Raw genomic sequence first — 17296 nt, 5'->3', positions numbered from 1 at the left:
TTGTCCTTCGTCGCTTTAACGAAGGGAACGACAGGCGAGGCCAGGTGTTCCACACCTCACCGAAACTTTTCGCAACGGAACCGCGTTTGCATCGCTGGACGGGCTTTGCGCCCGCCGCCTGACACCTGCAACCAGAGGGGAGCGACCATGGCCTCGCGCGCGATCTGGAAAGGGCAGCTGCGCCTGTCGCTCGTCTCAATCCCGGTGGAGATTCACTCGGCCCGGGAAAGCGGCAACCGCGTCTCCTTCCGGCAGATCCACAAACCCTCCGGCAAGCCCGTGCGCTACGAGAAGGTCGTGCAAGGGGTCGGGCCTGTGGAGAGCTCTGACATCATGAAGGGCTACGAGACGGACGGCGGTGACTACATCCTGCTGGAGCCCGACGAGATCGACAGCATCAAGCTGGAGACGAAGAAGACGCTGGAGCTGGTGCAATTCGTAGAACAGGGCGAGATCGCGCCGCTGTGGTTCGACCGGCCCTATTACGTGGTGCCGACGGACGAGCTGGCGGAGGATGCTTACCGCGTCGTCCGCGATGCCCTCCGCAAGGCCAAGAAGGTCGGCCTCGGCCAGCTGACGATGCGGGGCAAGGAATACCTCTGTGCCATCCGCCCCTGCGGCGACGGCATCCTGATGGAGACGCTCCACTACGAGAGCGATATCCGCAAGGCCGACCCGCTCTTCTCCGGCATCGAGGACGAGGCAACGGACGAGGAGCTGCTGGCCGTCGCCACCCAGCTCATCGACAAGAAGACGGCGCCTTTCCACCCCGCCAGTTTCGAGGATCACTACGCCAAGGCGCTGCAGGATCTCATCGACCGCAAGCTGAAGAACAAGCGCACGCCGCGCGCCAAGGGCGGCAGCGAGGACAAGCCCGAGGAGAGCAACGTCGTCGACCTGATGGATGCGCTCAAGAAGAGCCTGAAGGACAGCGGCGGGTCGAAATCCTCCTCGCGGTCTTCCTCCTCGAAGTCGTCCGGCTCCAAGTCCTCCTCCGGCGCCAAGTCCGGCGGCTCGCGCAAGAAAGCCTCGTGAGCGCGCTCGACACATACGCGGCGAAGCGGAACTTCGACGTCACGCCGGAGCCGAAGGGCGAGCTGGTCGAGGCGGTCGGAGAGCAGCCGAGCTTCGTGGTGCAAAAGCACGACGCGACGCGCCTGCACTACGACTTCCGCCTCGAATGGGGCGGCGTCCTCTGGTCCTGGGCCGTGACCAAGGGCCCCTCGGCAGACCCCGCCGAAAAGCGCCTCGCGGTGCGGACAGAGGATCACCCGCTCGCCTATGGCGGCTTCGAGGGGACGATCCCCGAGGGCGAATACGGCGGCGGCACCGTCATGCTGTGGGATAATGGCTGGTGGGAGCCGCTGCACGACCCAGACGAGGGCCTGAAGGAAGGCAAGCTGCACTTCCGCCTGCACGGCGCGCGGATGCAGGGCGGCTGGGCCTTGGTGCGGATGCGCGGCAACCGCAAGGGCGATGGCAAGCGCGAGAACTGGCTTCTCATCAAGGAGAAGGACGATTTCACCTCCCGCTCCGCCGATGCGCTGACGAACAAGCACACCAAGTCGGTGACCACGGGGCGCACCATGCGCGCCATCGCGGCGGAGAAGCCGGCGGTGGAGACTGCGCCGAAGCACGACAAGCCCCTGCCCCGCTTCCGCGCCGTGCAGCTGGCGACGCTGGAGGATGAGCCGCCCGAGGGCGAGGGCTGGCAGCACGAGGTGAAGTTCGACGGCTATCGCTGCCTCATGGCCATCGGCAAGGGCGGCGTGAAGCTCTACACGCGCAACGGCAAGGACTGGACGGATCGCTTCGGCGACCTCTCCGAGCCGGCCGGGGCCATCCCCTGCGGCGCCGCGCTGATCGACGGCGAGGTGATCGCCGGCAGCGGCGGCGGTGACTTTGGCGCCCTGCAGAAGGCGCTGAAGGAGGGCGGCAAGCTCACCTTCTACGCCTTCGACCTGCTCCATCTCGACGGGGAGGACCTGACGGAGGCGCCCCTCTCCGACAGGCGGGCGGCGCTGGAGGGGCTGCTCTCCCCCCTGCCCCCGCGCGGGCCCATCCGCCTCTCGCCGGTGCTGGAGGGCGACGGCGACGCGGCGCTGGCGGCGATGTGTGAGGTCGGCGGCGAGGGCATCGTCTCCAAGAAGACCGACGCGCCCTATCGCGGGCGGCGGACGAAGGGCTGGATCAAGGCCAAGTGTATCAAGCGGGCGGAGCTGGTCATCGCCGGCTGGGCGCCGTCGGACAAGCGCGGACGCGCCTTCTCCTCGCTGCTGCTCGCCTCCTACGAGGGCGGCAAGCTCGTCTATCGCGGCCGGGTCGGCACCGGTTTCGACGGCGAGACGCAGGAGGCGCTGATGGCGGCGATGAAACCGCTCGCCCGCAAGACGTCTCCCCTCGACGGCGAGCTGCCGAGCGAGACGCGGGGGGCGAAGTGGCTCACCCCGAAGCTGGTGGCGGAGATCGCCTACACGGAATTCACCTCCGAGGGCCGGGTGCGCCACGGCGTCTTCCACGGCCTGCGGGAGGACAAGCCGGCCGAGGAGGTCTCGGCCGGGCAGGAGCTGGCGGTGGAGAGCGGGGCGGAGGACGCGATGGACGACGACAGCGAGGTGAAGATTGGCGGCGTGCGCATCTCCAGCGCCGGGCGCAAGGTCTTCCCCGATGCAGGGGTTACGAAGGCCGACGTCGCCCGCCATTACGAGGCGGTCGCCGAGCGGATGCTCACCTATGCCGCCGACCGCCCCGTCTCCCTCCTCCGTCTGCCGGAAGGGCTGGAGGGGCAGACCTTCTTCCAGAAGCACGCCGGCAAGGGCTGGCCGTCCTCCATCAAGCCGCTGCCCATCGAGGAGAAGGACGGCAGCACCGAGGATTACATGTATGTCGCCAGCGCCGCCGGCCTGATGGGCGCGGCGCAGATGGGCAGCGTCGAGTTCCACATCTGGGGATCGAAGCGCGACAAGCTCGACAAGCCCGACCGGTTGGTCTTCGACCTCGACCCCGACGAGGGGCTGGATTTCGGCGATGTGAAGGCCGCCTGCGAGGAGTTGCGCGCGGGGCTCGATGCGGTGGGCCTGCCCTCCTCCCCCATGGTCTCCGGCGGCAAGGGCGTGCACGTGATCGTGCCGCTGCGGCGTACCGCGACGTGGGAGACGGTGAAGACATTCTCGCGGGCCTTCGCCACCATCCTCGCCGAGCGCCACCCGGATCGCTACGTGGCCACCATGTCGAAGGCCAAGCGCAAGGGGCGCATCTTCATCGACTGGCTGCGCAACGAGCGCGGCTCCACCGCCATCGCCCCCTACTCCCTGCGCGCCCGTCCCGGCGCCCCCGTCGCCGTGCCGGTGTCGTGGGAGGAGCTGGCCAGGCTGGACGCGCCGAACGGCTTCCACCCTTCGGACATGGAGAGCCGCCTTTCCCGCCCCTGCCCCCTCGCGGAGGTGCAGCCCAAGGGCATCACCGCAGAGGTCGTGGCGGCGCTGGAAGACTGGGCCGCGGGCGACGCGGCAGAGGATGTCGCGGCCGCCGAGACGGCGCGGTGACGCCCCCCTCCTGCGGTGCCGCCCGGGTCCCTTCGGGCCTCGCATTAATTGTCGCGACGAGTGGTAAGGTTATGGAAAGTTTTTCCCCCATTTTCGGTTGTTTGCCCTATAAGCCTCGGGCGCGTGCCAGAGCGCGGACATGGGCGAGAGTCGGGGCCTGTCCCGCGCGAGGCGCCAATCTCCCTCGGGCAGCCGGTATTTGAGGCTCGGATAAGCGACGGGGAGCAGCGAAGATGGCTCATTTGCCACCAATCGTGGGAATCGGCGCCTCGGCCGGCGGGCTCGAGGCGTTGCAGGATTTCGTCCAGGCCGTGCCGAACGACACCGGCGTTGCCTATGTCGTCGTCCAGCACCTCGCGCGCGACCACCCCTCGCTCATGGACAAGCTTCTGGGCGCGCACACCCGCCTCTCCGTCAGCCGGATCGAGAACGGGGGCGAGATCGAGCCCGACCATGTCTACGTCATCCCGCCCGGCTACTTCGTCGAGATCGAGGAGGGGCGCTTCCACCTCACCGACAGCACGGCGGAGCAAGGGGTGCGCACTCCGATTGACCGCTTCTTCACCTCCATGGCCGACGCCGCCGGCCGCCATGCCTTCGGCGTCGTGCTCTCCGGCACCGGCTCCGACGGGACGGTGGGCGTGCGCTCGATCAAGGCCAATGGCGGCATCGCCTTGGTGCAGGAAAGCCGCTCCGCCCGCTTCCCCGGCATGCCCGACAGCGCCGCCGCCACCGGCGTCGTCGACTTCGTGCTCCGCCCCGAGGACATGCCCTCGAAGATCCTCGAGATCGTCCACTACCGCCGCCGCATCGAAGAGGGCGAGGGCCGCGAGGCGCTGCTCGACGAGATCGAGTCGCGCCTGCAGGACGTGCTGGAGTGCCTCGACGCGGATTCCGATCATTCCTTCGCCGGTTACAAGCCCGGCACGCTGATCCGCCGCGTCGCCCGCCGGATGACGCTGCTGCGCCAGAGCACCGTCAGCGGCTATATCGAGACGCTCCGCGACCGGCGGGACGAGCGCAGCCTGCTGACGCAGGACTTCCTCATCGGCGTCACGCAGTTCTTCCGCGACCCGGAGCATCATGAGGCGGTCCGCCGCCGCGCCCTCACCCAGCTCTTCGAGAGCGAGCAGGCCAGCTTCCGCATCTGGGTGCCCGGCTGCTCCACCGGCGAAGAGGCCTACTCGCTCGCCATCATGGTGCAGGAGATGGCGCAGGAGCGGGGCGACACGCGCCCCTGGAAGATCTTCGGCACGGATATCGACCTCGACGCCCTCCGCCACGCCCGCAACGGCCGCTACTCCGAAGCCTCGATGATGGAGCTGTCGGACGATCGGCGGGATCGATTCTTCGTCGAGGACGAGACGGGCTGGCAGGTGCGCGGCGCCATCCGCGAGATGTGCGTCTTCGCCCCACACAACCTGCTGCAGGATCCCCCCTTCTCGAAGCTGGACCTGATCTCCTGCCGCAACGTGATGATCTACCTCAACGCCGACAGCCAGAACGCCCTGATGCCGCGCTTTCACTATGCGCTCAATCCCGGCGGCTTCCTCTGGCTCGGCCCCTCGGAATCGCTGGGCCGGCAGGAGCGCTTCTTCTCCACTATCGATCGCAACGCCCGCATCTTCTGCCGCAATGACGAGACGGCCGCCGGCTTCTCCGCCATCAGCGGCCGCGCCGCCTCTCCGCGCGCCGCGATGCCGCAAGCGCATGAGCCGCCGCGGATGGACTCCTCCTCCGCCCGCAACGGCATCGAGCAGCAGGCCGAGCAGGCCTTCCTCACCCATTCCGCCCCGCCCTTCGCGGCGATCAACCGGCATGACGAGGTCGTCTACCTCTCCGAGGGGATGACGGCGATGGTGCGCCCCACCCGCGGCGCCGTCGGCACAGCGATCGACGATTACCTCGTGCAGGAGCTGCGCCTGCCCGCACATTCCATCCTCGGCGAGGCGCGGGAGAACCAGTCCCCCGCCGAAGTGCGCAACATCGTCGTGGAGATCGACGGCAAGACGCGGCTCTACGATCTCACCGCCCGCCCCTTCGGCGAGGAGAGCGACCTGCTGCTCCTCACCCTGCACGAGGTGCGCCCGCGCGACCTGGCGGAGGTGACGTCGGTCGAGGGGCAAGGCGCGCTCAACCGCGGCTACGAGCGCGAGCTGGCCCTCACCCGCAAGCGGCTCACGACGCTGCAGCACGAATACGAGACGACCGAGCAGGAGCTGCGCTCGACCAACGAAGAGCTTCTGTCGATGAACGAGGAGCTGCAAAGCTCCAACGAGGAGCTGGAGACAAGCCGCGAGGAGCTGCAGTCGATCAACGAGGAGCTGGAGACGATCAACGCCGAGCTCAGCGAGAACAACCGCCAGCTCGGCCGCGCCAACTCCGACCTCAAGAACCTGCTGGAAAGCACGGCCATCGCGACGCTGTTCATCGACCAGAACGATTGCGTGCGCCTCTTCACGCCCGAGCTGGCCCGCCTCTTCGGCGTGCAGGAGCGCGACATCGGCCGCTCGATCCACGATCTGGCCAGCAAGGTGGAATACCCGGCGCTGCGCGAAGATGCCGCGCAGGTGCTGCGCACCCTACAGCCCGTCGAGCGAGAGCTGATGGTGCCGGCGACCGGGGAGACGTTCCACACCCGCGTGCGCCCCTACCGCACGGTCGACAACCGGCTCGACGGGGTGGTCATCACCTTTGTCGACGTCACCTCGCGCAAGCGCCACGAGCGGCAGCTGGAGGAGAATGCCCGGGTCCTGCGCGAGCAATATGCCGAGCTGGAGACGCTCTACGATTCCACGCCCATCGGTCTCAACCTCGTCGACCGGGAGCTGCGCTGGCTCCGCATCAACACCCGCCTGGCGGAGATAAACGGCTTCCCGGTGGAGGAGCATATCGGGCGGCTCCAGTCCGAGCTGATCCCCGAGGTCCACGAGATCGTCGCCCCCCTGCAGCGGCAGGTCTTCGAGACGGGCGAACCCGTGCTCGGCCTAAGTGTGGTGGGGCAAACAGCCTCCCACCCCGGCGTGACGCGCGAGTGGCTCTGCGACTTCTACCCCGTCCGCGCCGGCGGCGAGATCTTCGCCGTGGGCTGCTGCGTGCAGGACATCACGGAGCAGCGGGCGCTGGAGCGGCAGGTCTTCGAGAGCGAGGCGCGGATGCGCCGCATCTTCGACCAGGCGCCCGTGGCCATCTCGATGCACGAGGGGCCGGAGTTCGTCACCACCTACTCCAACCCGCGCAACCAGTTCGAGGTCGCCGAGCGCGACATCCTCGGCAAGCCCATCAGCGAGGCGATGCCGGAGCTGATCGGCTCTCCCCTGATGGAGCGGATCGCCCGCGTCTTCGCCACCGGCGAGGCGAGCGACGAGCAGCGGCTTGACGCGCTGCTGGGCGACCGGGCCGAAAGCGGCGAGCGCTCCGTCTACCGCAACGTGCTGGAACCGTGGTTCGACCCGTCGGGCAATGTCGTCGGCATCATCTCCTTCTCGCTCGACGTCACCGACCAGGCGCTGGCGCAGGAGCGGGACGATCGCCATCGCCAGCGCCTGCAGCGCATCCAGGACAGCCTCGCCGCCTACGTGGGCCTGCTCTCCAACGACGGCACGCTCCTGGAGGTAAACGTCGCCGCGCTGGAGCGGGGCGGCGTGACCCGCGACGACGTCATCGGCCGCAAGTTCTGGGACACCTTCTGGTGGAGTTTCAACGAGGAATCCCAGGACCGCCTGAAGGAGGCGGTGGCCGCCGCCTGCGCCGGAGAGAGCGTGCGCTACGACGTGCCCGTGCGCATCGAGGGCGGCGAGTCGATGATCATCGATTTCCAGCTCGTGCCCATCGTCGCCGACGATGGCACGGTGACGGAGCTGGTCGCCTCCGCCATCGACATCACCGAGCGGGTGCATGCGGTCGAGCGCAAGGACGTGCTCCTCGCCGAGCTGGAGCACCGGGTGAAGAACATCCTCGCCACCGTGCAATCCATCGCCCGCTTCACCGCCCGCATGTCGCGCAGCAAGGAGGAGATGGCGAGCAGCCTGCTCGCGCGGCTCGCCGCCATCTCCCGCACCCATGACGCGCTGACGGCGGGGGACTGGCGCGGGCAGACGCTGAGAGAGCTGGTCGCGGCCGAGGTCGCGCCTTACGTCGGCGAGGACGGCGGGCGCTTCCGCTACGAGGGCGACAACATCCACCTCTCCCCAGGCACCGCGCTGTCCCTCGGCCTTGCGCTGCACGAGCTGGCCACCAACGCCGCCAAGTACGGCGCCTTCACCAGCCATGGCGGCTCCGTCGAGCTGGAGGTGGAGGCGGAGGGGGACAGCTTCAGCCGGATCGAGTGGCGCGAGCAGGGTGGCCCGCCGGTGGAGGAGCCCGAGCACCTCGGCTTCGGCTCCTTCCTCATCGGCACGCTTCTGAAGCGGGAACTGAAGGCCGACATCCGCGTTGACTACCTCAAAGACGGCCTGAAATGCACGATAACGAAGGCGGAGACTGCAGATTCCCTCTCTGAGTAAAAGTGTCGAGACAGGCCCGGCGCCGACTGTCGCGGGCGACGGGTCCAAGATTCTCGTTGTGGAAGACGAAATTCTGATCGGAATGGATCTCGTCATGACGCTGGAGGAATGGGGGTACGTCGCCGACGGCCCGCATTCGACGCCGAGCGAGGCCATCGGGGCCATCGACGTCTTTCAGCCCGACATCGCCATCCTCGACGTGAACCTCGGCAACGGGGCGACCTCGCTCTCCATCGCTGAGAGGCTGTCGGAAGCGGGCACGCCCTACCTCTTCCTCACCGGCTACAACTCGTCCCGCTACGCCGATCAGGAGCGCTTCCAGCAAGCGCCCAACCTGCGCAAGCCGGTCAGCGAGGTGCAGCTGCGCCAGACGCTGGCCAAGCTGCTGGGCGGCGAGGCCTGAGGTCCTCCCCTATTTTCATTTTCTTGGAGATCTGACGCCGGGCCGCGTTTAGCGGGAGCCCGGCAAATCCGCGTCGTCCCGGTGCCACGGCTTCGGGGCGGAGATCTGCTGGCAGATGTCCCGCAGGGCCGTCTGCAGCCCCTCCTCCAGCGTCGGGTGGTAGACCGGCAGGTCCAGCAACTCCTGCGCCGTCCGCCCGCCTTCGATGGACCACGCCAGCAGGTGGGCGAGATGCTCGGCCCCCGGCGCGCAGAGGCTCGCACCGACGAGCTTCCCGTCAGACGCACGCGCGTAGATGCGCACCAGCCCCGCCGCCGCGCCCATGACCCGGGCCCGGCCCTGCTGCGCGTAGTCGACGCAGCCGGTGACGATGCCCTCCGCGCCGTCCTCCGGCACCTCCCCGATCAGCGCCGCCTCGGGCCTCGTGAAGGTGATCGCCATGCTCACCTTGCGACGCGCTGTCTCGACATCGGGGAAGCAGGCGGCGTTGTGGCCAGCGAGGCGCCCCTCGGCGGAGGCTTCGTGCAGCACCGGGCGAGCGCCAGAGACATCGCCGGCGAGGAAGAGGGGCGCGTCGCCGCATTGCATCGTGTCCGGGTCGTGGCGGGGCACGCCGCTCTCCTGCAGCTCCAGCCCCGCCGCCTCCAGCTCCAGCGGCTCGAGGTTCGGCGGCCGGCCGGCGGCGACGAGAAGCTGCGCCACCTCCGTCTCGCCGCCCTCCCAGAAGAGGCGCACGCCGCCCTCCGCCGGCTCCGCCTGCGGCTTGGTGCCGAGGTGGAGGGGGAAGCCCAGCTCACCCTTCAGCGCCTCCGATTCCGGGCCGGGCATCCCGGCCAGCGCCTCTCCGCCGTCGAAGAGCTCGACGCGCACGCCGAGGCGGGAGAGCGCCTGCGCCAGCTCCAGCCCCACCGGGCCGGCACCGATGACGCCGAGCGAGTCCGGGAGCGTCTTCAGCTCGAAGAGGCTCTCCGTGGTCAGCACCTTGTCCTGCACCGGCTCGAAGGGCGGCGGCACGGCGGGGGACGCGCCGGCGGCGATGACGATGGCGCGCGCCGAGATACTGTCGCCGGTGTCGAGCGACAGCTCGGCGGGGCCGGTGAAGCGGGCGCGGGCCGTCAGGCGCGCGTCTTCAGGGATCTCGGAGATGGTCTGCCGCACGCCGGCGACGAACCCGTCGCGCAGGTGGCGGACGCGGGCCATTACGCCGACCCCGTCGATGCGCACCTCGGTATGGATGCCGAAGTCCATCGCGCTGCGCGCCGCCTCGGCCTTGTCGGCCGCCGCGATCAGCGCCTTGGAGGGCATGCAGCCGGCATAGGCGCAGGTGGTGCCGCGGAAGGCGGGGTCGATCAGCAGGGCGCGCGCCCCTGTCTCCGTGGCGGCGCGCCAGGCGGCGAGCCCCGCCGTCCCCGCGCCGATGATCGCCACATCCGCCTCATGCCGTGCCATGCCATGCCTCCGCTCCATAGGTGCAGGGCCAACGGCCCGGGCGGCGGAGGGTTCCTGCCGCCGCCCGGGGGGGTGCTTACATCATCGGGATGCCGCCGGTCACCGCGATGGTGGCGCCGGAGGTGTAGCTGGAGCGCGGATCGGCCAGCATGACGTAGGCGGAGGCCAGCTCCGCCGGCTGGGCCGGGCGCTTCATCGGGCTCTGCTCGCCGAAATGCGAGACGGTCTCGCCGGGCATGGTAGAGGGGATCAGCGGCGTCCACACCGGGCCGGGCGCCACGCAGTTCACCCGCACGCCCTTGTCGGCGACGAGCTGGGCGAGCCCGTTGGTGAAGTTCTGGATCGCCCCCTTGGTCGCCGCATAGGCGATGAGCCCCGGGCTCGGCTTGTCGGAGTTGATCGACGCCGTGTTGATGATGCTGGAGCCGGGCTTCATCACGCCGAGCGCCGCCTTGCAGAGGTAGAACATGGCGTGGATGTTGATGGCGAAGGTGTTCTCCCACTCCTCGTCCGGGATATCGAGGAGCGAGTCGAACGTTGCCTGATGGGCGGCGTTGTTGACGAGGATGTCGAGCCGCCCGAAGGCCTCCATCGCCTCGCGCACGAGGGCGCGGCAATGGTCGGCATCGGCGATGTTGCCGGGCACGATGTAGCAGCGGCGCCCCGCCTCCTCGACCAGATGGCGCGTCTCGGCCGCCTCGTCGTCCTCCTCGAGGTAGGAGATGATCACGTCGGCGCCCTCGCGGGCATAGGCCAGCGCGACCGCGCGGCCGATGCCGCTGTCGCCGCCGGTGATCAGCGCCGCCATGCCGGTGAGCCGGCCGGAGCCCTCGTAGCTCTCCTCGCCGTGGTCGGGGCGCGGGTCCATCTTGTCGGTGGTGCCCGGCATGTCCTGCGTCTGCTCGGGGAACGGGGGGGTCGGATAGTCTTTCATGTCATGTCTCCCTGCCGAATGAGTCTTGAAGACAGAACGAACGGGCCGCCGCCCTGTTCCGACCGCAGGCCCGATCATCTGAGGCTTGGTTTCGCTTCGTCCCTGTCACGGTCCTCCCCGGGCGGTTCCGAGGAGGAGGAGAAGGGCCGCCCTACAGAGCTGGTTACGGCCGCGCGGGCGTTCTGCGAGCGCACCCGCAGCTCGGCCGTCGACAGAACGGCTACCCCGTTCAGTTCTACGCGGCGGAACCGCTGGCGCTGATGTCTAAACGAGAAAGCGGCGCCCGGGATCTCTCCCGGGCGCCGCATCAGGCCGTTGGCTCAGGGCCGTTTGAAGGCGATCCGCACCGGCGAGTTGTCCACCTTCTCCGGCCATATGCAGCGGCTCGCCTGCACCACCTCCTCCAGCTGCCCCGGGGGGGCGGAGATGGCGAGGGCAACGGTCATGTGCGTGCCGTCGCGCTGGCGCTCGTAGGCGCAGATTCCCGGCGGGGCCGGCAGGCGGTGGTAATGGCCGTGGAGGAAGAGCTCCGGCTCCTCCCGCCGCAGGCAGAGGATCCGCCGCGTCAGGCTGAGCTTCTCGCGATCGAGCTTGCGTGGCAGGACAGATGGGTCCGCCAGCGCCCTCTCGCAGAGGTCGAAGTCGACCGCCCGGCGGTTGTCCGGGTCGGTCAGCGCGTAGCTGGCGATCTCGCAGCCCTGGTAGATGTCGGGGATGCCGGGCACGGTCAGGTGCAGCGCCGCCTGGATCAGCGAGATCCGGTCGGCGGCGGTGACGATGGCATCCACCTCCCGCGCGTGCTTGGGGAAGTGGCTGGCGAGCCGGCGGACGTAATTCTGCGCCGCCTCTTCCAGCTCGATGTCCGGCGCCGTCCAGAAGCTCTCCGACTTCGCCTCGCGCAGCGCCTTGACCACGTGGTCCGCCAGCCGCTGGGCGATGTCGCCGTCCCCCGGCTCCATGGCGAGGAAGGTCTGGGCGACGTACCAGACGAGGTTCGGGTTCAGCCTCTTGGGCGCGAAGCCCTGGCAGATGCGGAACCACGCCTCGTAGCATTCCGGCTCGAAGGTGATGGCGGCGATGCGGGCGCGGGCATCCTCGCTACGCTTGGTGTCGTGGCTGGAGGTCAGCGACAGCCCGTGCGGCATATGCTCCGACCGCCGCTCCATCGCGCGGTGGAAGCCCTCGATGCCGAGCGGGTCGTCATCCGGCTCACCCCCCACCTCGTTGGCGGAGAGGAGGCGCACCTCACGGTAGAAGGCGGTATCCTCGGCGCTCTTGGCGACGGCGGCGCCGGTGACCTGCTGCAGGCGCAGGCGGAAGCGCGCCGTCTCGGGGGTCGCACGCGTCAGAACGTCGGCGAGGAAGGGCAGCGCGCCGGGGTCGATCAGGCGGGCCGCGGCGCGGGAAGCGGTGGCGCGGACGAGGGCCTTGTCGGATTCGGAGATATGGTCCGCCGTCATGTAGGTGCGGTAGCGCGGAAATGCGGCGATGAACTCCACGAGCGCGGAGCGCAGCGTCTCCGGCCCGAACTCGCGGCCCACCGGGTCGTCCGCCGCTACCTCCGAGAAGCGGCGGTGCAGCGTCCAGAGCTCGGCGGCGAGGTCCTGCGTCATCACCTGGTGGCGGGCGCGGTAATTCACCTCCTCCGCCGCATCGAGGCGGCCGGTGGCGCTGCGGTAATCCTCCGTGATGCGCTCCAGCCCCTCCTTGTCGGTCAAAAGGCGCCCGAGCGCGCGGGAGACGACGTAGCCCGTCGTCCCCTGCACCGGCCAGCCGCCGGGGATGCGCTCGGTGCCGGAGAGGATCTTCTCCACCCAGACGGGCGTGTCGCCGACGCGGGCGCGCAGCTTGTCGAGATAAGCCTGCGGGTCGGTCAGCCCGTCTATATGGTCGATGCGGATGCCGCTGACGATGCCCTCGTCCACCAGCTCGAAGAGCAGGCGGTGCACGTCCTCAAAGACCGGATCGTCCTCCACCTTCAGCCCGACGAGGCTGGTCACCGCGAAGAAGCGGCGGTGGGTGAGGATGTCGTTCTCCGTGCGCCAGTGGACGAGCTGCCAGGGCTGCTCGTCGTGCAGGGCGCGGAGCGCGTCCGCGTCACCGCCGCGGGCGGCCTCCAGAGAGGGCGTCTCCTTCAGCGGCACCTGCAGGCCGCCGGTGTCGAGTACCGGGCCGTCCTCGGCATCCTTGACGGAGAGGGAGCCGATGACCTCCTCGAAGGGCGCCGGCAGCCACGGCAGGCGGATGCGGGCGGCCGCCGGGTCGAGGTCGAAATGGCCGGCATAGGCGCTCTCGGCGCCCTTGCGCAGCACGTCGCGCAGCCACCGCGTGTCGACGGAAAAGGCCATGTGGTTCGGCACGATGTCGAGGATCAGGCCAAGGCCCTTCTCCTTCAACGCCGCCGAGAGCCGGCGCAGCCCCTCGATGCCGCCGAGGCCCGGGTCGATCTCGCCGGGGTCGGTGACGTCGTAGCCGTGGGTGGAGCCCGGCGCGGCGGTGAAGAGCGGCGAGGCATAGAGATGCGAGACGCCGAGGTCCGCCAGATAGGGGACGAGCCCTGCGGCGCGGTCGAAATCCATCCCTTGGCGGAATTGCAGGCGGTAGGTGGCGGTGGGAAGCATCATGTGATGAGGGCCAGCATGTGAGCGGAGGAATTCGGGGCACCGGGGGTGCCCGTCTCATGGATCACTTCGCCCTCGGCGCGCGGCATGTCGCGCGGGCCGTCGGCGAAGTTGGCGCGCAGCTGCAGCAGCGCGCCGTCGAGCTGCCAGTCGACCGCCAGCACACCGTCCTCGGCCGCGATCAGCGTGCCGGCATGGCCGGCCGCTCCGGCGAGGAGCGGCACGATGCGGTGGGCCCGCAGGTCCAGCAGATTGCGCAGCCGCTCGGCATAGGCGCGGCCCTCGGCACTCTCCCGGCGGGAGGCGTCGAGCTTGCAGGCGAGGAAAGTCTCCTCGTCGATCGGGTCCGGCACCGTCTCGCCCGTGAAGGCCTCGAAGGCGGCGAACTCTTCCGCCCGGCCCTTGCGCACCGCGTCGTCCAGTTCGTCGCCGAAATGGGCGAAGAAGGTGAAGGGGCGCGTCTCGCCGTATTCTTCGCCCATGAAGAGCAGCGGGATATGCGGGGAGAGGAGGAGGATCGCCGTCAGCGCCTCAAGTCGCTCGGGATCGGTCATCGAGATGAGCCGCTCGCCGAGCGCCCGGTTGCCCGTCTGGTCGTGATTCTGCAGGAAATCCACGAAGGCGGTCGGCGGCAAGTGGGCGGAGGGAACACCGCGGCCGCCCTCGCCCTGGAAGGCAAAACCCTCGGCGAGGCAGCGGCCGACATGCCCGAGCGGGTCGTCGGAGAAGTCGGCGTAGTAGCCCTCGTGCTCACCTGTCGCGAGGACGTGGGCGGCGTTGTGGAAATCGTCGTTCCACTCGCCGGTGTGTCGGATCACCGCGCCATCCTCCCCCCGCTCGTGCAGGTAGGTGATGTTGCGGTTGTCCTCCGTCGTCAGGTGGACCTTCCGGCCGCCGAGGCGCGCGTGCACCTCTTCCGCCAGTTCGATCAGCAGCTCCGGCTCGGAGGTGTCGCGAATATGGTCCACCGCGTCGAGGCGCAGCCCGTCGAAGCCGAACTCCTCCAGCCAGTAGAGCGCGTTCTCGATGAAGAAGCGGCGGACGGGGGCCTTCGTGTAGTCGATGGCCGTGCCCCAGGGCGTGGTGCGTCCCTCGACGAAGAAGTCGCCGGCGTAGCTCGGCAGGTAATTCCCGTCGGGCCCGAAGTGGTTGTAGACGACATCGAGGAAGACCATCAGCCCCCGCTCGTGCGCCGCCTCGATGAGGGCAGTCAGGTCGTCCGGGTTGCCGTAGCAATTGTGCGGGCAGTAGGGCAGCACGCCGTCATAGCCCCAGCCGCGGTCGCCGCCGAACTGGGCGACGGGCATAATCTCGATCGCCGTGATGCCGAGCTCCGCCAGCCTGTCCAGCTCACCGATCGCGGCACGGTAGGTGCCGGCCTCGGTGAAGGTGCCGAGGTGCAGCTCGTAGAGCACCGTCTCTTCCCACGGCCGACCGGCCCAGGGGAGCGCGGTGCGCGGCGCGGTGACGAGCGAGGGGCCATGCACCCCGCCCTCCTGCCGGCGCGCCGCCGGGTCGGGCACGGCGGAACCGTCGGGGAGGAGGTACTGGTAGGCGTCCCCCTCCTCCGCCTCGGCGACGAGAGAGAACCAGCCGCCCTCCTCCGCCTCCATCGGCAGCTCGCGCCCGGCGAGACGGAGCGTAAGGCTCTCTTCGCTCGGCGCCCAGAGACGGAAGCGCCAGCGCCCCTCGCCCGCCGGAATGGCGCCCCAATCGTAGCTGTCTCTGCCGGTGTCATCCATGGGTCTCGGTCTCCAGCAGCATGAAGGAGCGGCCGGGCCGGTGGACGCTGTCGCCCAGCGCCTGCATCGGCGCGGCCGGGTCGGCGTGGCCGGCATCGGTGTCGACGAGGCAGCGCCACTCCCGCTCCGGCCCGCCGGGCAGGGTGAAGGCGACGTCCGTGTCCGAGGCGTTCAGCACCATCAGCAGGTAGCTGCCCTCCTCGTGGAGGAGCAGGGCGACGGCGCGGGACTCGCCGTTCTGCCAATCCTCGTCGGCCATCGTCTCTCCGTCCGGGCGCAGCCACTTGGCGAAGCGGCCCTGCCGGGCATCGGGGCCGGCGTGTAGGTAGCGTTCCGCCACGAAGAGCCCGCGCGAGGCGCGGATCTGCAGGCAGGCGCGCGTAAACTCCTCGAAGGCGAGGTTGGCCTCGTCCGGCTCCCAGTCCAGCCAGTTGATCTCCCCCGGCTGGCAATAGGTGTTGTTATTGCCGTCCTGCGAGCGACCGCGCTCGTCGCCCATCAGGATCATCGGCGTGCCTTGCGAGAAGATCATCGTCGCCATCAGGTTGCGGCGCTGCCGCTCGCGCAGGGCGATGATCTCCGGATCGTCCGTCGGGCCTTCGACGCCGCAGTTCCACGACAGGTTGTGGGAGTGGCCGTCGCGGTTGTCTTCCTTGTTCGCCTCGTTGTGCTTGTCGTTGTAGGAGACGAGATCCATCAGCGTGAAGCCGTCATGGGCGGTGATGAAGTTGACGCTCGCCCAAGGACGCCGGCCGGCCTTCTGGAAGGTATCGGCCGAGCCGAGCAGGCCCGAGGCCATGTCCGGCAGCTTGCCGCCATCGCCCTTCCAGTAGGCGCGGGTGGTGTCGCGGTACTTGTCGTTCCACTCCGCCCAGCCGGGCGGGAAGTTGCCCACCTGGTAGCCGTTCGGCCCCGTGTCCCACGGCTCGGCGATCAGCTTCACGCCGGCGAGGATTGGATCCTGCCGCACGGCCTCCAGGAAGATGGCGTGCTCGGAGTAATGGTCGCGGTCGCGCCCGAGCGTGGTGGCGAGGTCGAAGCGGAAGCCGTCGACGTGGCACTCCTCCACCCAGTAGCGCAGGGAATCCATGACCATCTGCAGCACGCGCGAGTTGCGCAGGTTCAGCGAGTTGCCGGTGCCGGTGGTGTCGAAGTAATAGCGCGGATCGTCCGCCAGCGTGTAGTAGCTGGCGTTGTCGATACCGCGGAAGCTGAGGGTCGGCCCCCGCTCGGAGCCTTCGGCGGTGTGGTTGTAGACCACGTCCATGATGACCTCGATCTCCGCCTCGTGGAGGCGGCGGACCATCAGCTTGAACTCGTGGAGCGAGCCGTCCTGCGTGAGGAACCGCGGCGCCGGGGCGAAGAAACCGAGCGTCGAGTAGCCCCACCAGTTGACCAGCCCGTTATCGACGAGGTGCCCCTCGTCGTAGAAGGCCTGCACGGGCAGAAGCTCGATCGCCGTCACGCCGAGCTTGACGAGGTGGTCGATGACGCTGGGGTTGGCGAGCCCCTCGAAGGTGCCACGCAGCGGCTGCTCGATGTCCTGCCGGCCCATCGTCATTCCGCCGACATGCGCCTCGTAGATGACCGAGCGGCCCCACGGGCGCTGCGGGCGATAATCGCTGCCCCAGGTGTGGGCGTTGTCGACCACCACGCATTTCGGCATCACGAAGGCCGAGTCTCGCCGGTCGAAGGAGAGATCGGCGTTGTTGCTGTTCATGCGGTAGCCGAACAGCGACGGATGCGGGCGCAGGTTGCCGTAGTGCTGCAGCGCGTAAGGATCGAGCAGCAGCTTGTTGGGGTTGAACCTGTGCCCCGCCTCGGGCGCGTATGGCCCGTGGACGCGGTAGCCGTAGAGCTGGCCGGGGCGCACGTCGGGCAGGTAGCCGTGCCAGACCTGATGCGTGTACTCCGGCAGCTCGATGCGCTCGATCTCCCTCCGGCCGCGGCTGTCGAACAGGCAGAGTTCCACCTTTTCGGCATGGGCGGAAAAGAGGGCGAAGTTCGTCCCCGTCCCGTCCCAGGTCGCACCAAGGGGAACGTCCGATCCTGCAAGGACCGGGCGTTCCGTCACCACGGCGGGGGATTTCATATAGT

Annotated in this window: 9 protein-coding genes; 4 read left to right on the top strand and 5 right to left on the bottom strand. The window is 68.9% G+C overall.

What is annotated here, in order from left to right:
• Positions 1-147: 147 nt before the first annotated feature.
• The 4 genes from ku (at position 148) to GY170_RS05030 (ending at position 8453) form a co-directional block, all read left to right on the top strand.
• Positions 148-1035, top strand: a complete 888-nt coding sequence (ku, locus tag GY170_RS05045) for a non-homologous end joining protein Ku (RefSeq protein WP_163890569.1) — start codon at positions 148-150, stop codon at positions 1033-1035.
• The gene (ligD, locus tag GY170_RS05040; protein WP_163890567.1) at positions 1032-3545 is read left to right on the top strand and encodes a DNA ligase D; all 2514 of its coding nucleotides are present in this window, start codon (positions 1032-1034) and stop codon (positions 3543-3545) included. Before ku ends, ligD begins: the two co-directional genes overlap by 4 nt.
• A 233-nt stretch (positions 3546-3778) precedes the next feature.
• On the top strand, positions 3779-8050 hold the full coding sequence (locus GY170_RS05035; protein ID WP_163890565.1) for a chemotaxis protein CheB: 4272 nt from the start codon (positions 3779-3781) through the stop codon (positions 8048-8050).
• 58 nt (positions 8051-8108) lie between these two features.
• The gene (locus GY170_RS05030) at positions 8109-8453 is read left to right on the top strand and encodes a response regulator (RefSeq protein WP_163890563.1); all 345 of its coding nucleotides are present in this window, start codon (positions 8109-8111) and stop codon (positions 8451-8453) included.
• Between the two features lie 48 nt (positions 8454-8501).
• On the opposite strand, the gene GY170_RS05025 is transcribed toward GY170_RS05030, so the two are convergent.
• The 5 genes from GY170_RS05025 to glgX all read right to left on the bottom strand — a co-directional run bounded on the left by GY170_RS05025 (position 8502) and on the right by glgX (position 17291).
• The gene (locus GY170_RS05025; RefSeq protein WP_163890561.1) at positions 8502-9902 is read right to left on the bottom strand and encodes a dihydrolipoyl dehydrogenase; all 1401 of its coding nucleotides are present in this window, start codon (positions 9900-9902) and stop codon (positions 8502-8504) included.
• Between the two features lie 76 nt (positions 9903-9978).
• Positions 9979-10836 (bottom strand): SDR family oxidoreductase, encoded by an 858-nt coding sequence (locus GY170_RS05020; protein ID WP_163890559.1) that lies wholly within the window; start codon positions 10834-10836, stop codon positions 9979-9981.
• 320 nt (positions 10837-11156) lie between these two features.
• Positions 11157-13460, bottom strand: coding sequence for a malto-oligosyltrehalose synthase (gene treY, locus GY170_RS05015; protein ID WP_163890557.1), 2304 nt, complete (start codon positions 13458-13460; stop codon positions 11157-11159).
• Positions 13457-15199: a malto-oligosyltrehalose trehalohydrolase gene (treZ, locus tag GY170_RS05010; protein WP_163890555.1), complete on the bottom strand. Its 1743-nt coding sequence runs from the start codon at positions 15197-15199 to the stop codon at positions 13457-13459. The genes treY and treZ overlap by 4 nt, the downstream gene beginning before the upstream one ends.
• Entirely contained in the window at positions 15192-17291 is a 2100-nt protein-coding gene (gene glgX / locus GY170_RS05005; RefSeq protein WP_163890553.1) for a glycogen debranching protein GlgX, read from the bottom strand. Before glgX ends, treZ begins: the two co-directional genes overlap by 8 nt.
• Between the last annotated feature and the right edge of the window lie 5 nt (positions 17292-17296).

Source organism: Pseudoroseicyclus tamaricis (assembly GCF_012070395.1).
Taxonomy (GTDB): domain Bacteria; phylum Pseudomonadota; class Alphaproteobacteria; order Rhodobacterales; family Rhodobacteraceae; genus Pseudoroseicyclus_A; species Pseudoroseicyclus_A tamaricis.
The sequence above is the reverse complement of the archived record's forward strand: the minus strand, read 5'-3'. Positions and strand labels throughout refer to the sequence as shown.

Bases quoted from the DNA above. Each gene is read 5' to 3' on its own strand.
- ku (WP_163890569.1), top strand. From the start codon at position 148: ATGGCCTCGCGCGCGATCTGGAAAGGGCAGCTGCGCCTGTCGCTCGTC.
- GY170_RS05035 (WP_163890565.1), top strand. From the start codon at position 3,779: ATGGCTCATTTGCCACCAATCGTGGGAATCGGCGCCTCGGCCGGCGGG.
- GY170_RS05025 (WP_163890561.1), bottom strand. From the start codon at position 9,902: ATGGCACGGCATGAGGCGGATGTGGCGATCATCGGCGCGGGGACGGCG.
- GY170_RS05020 (WP_163890559.1), bottom strand. From the start codon at position 10,836: ATGAAAGACTATCCGACCCCCCCGTTCCCCGAGCAGACGCAGGACATG.
- treY (WP_163890557.1), bottom strand. From the start codon at position 13,460: ATGATGCTTCCCACCGCCACCTACCGCCTGCAATTCCGCCAAGGGATG.
- treZ (WP_163890555.1), bottom strand. From the start codon at position 15,199: ATGGATGACACCGGCAGAGACAGCTACGATTGGGGCGCCATTCCGGCG.
- glgX (WP_163890553.1), bottom strand. From the start codon at position 17,291: ATGAAATCCCCCGCCGTGGTGACGGAACGCCCGGTCCTTGCAGGATCG.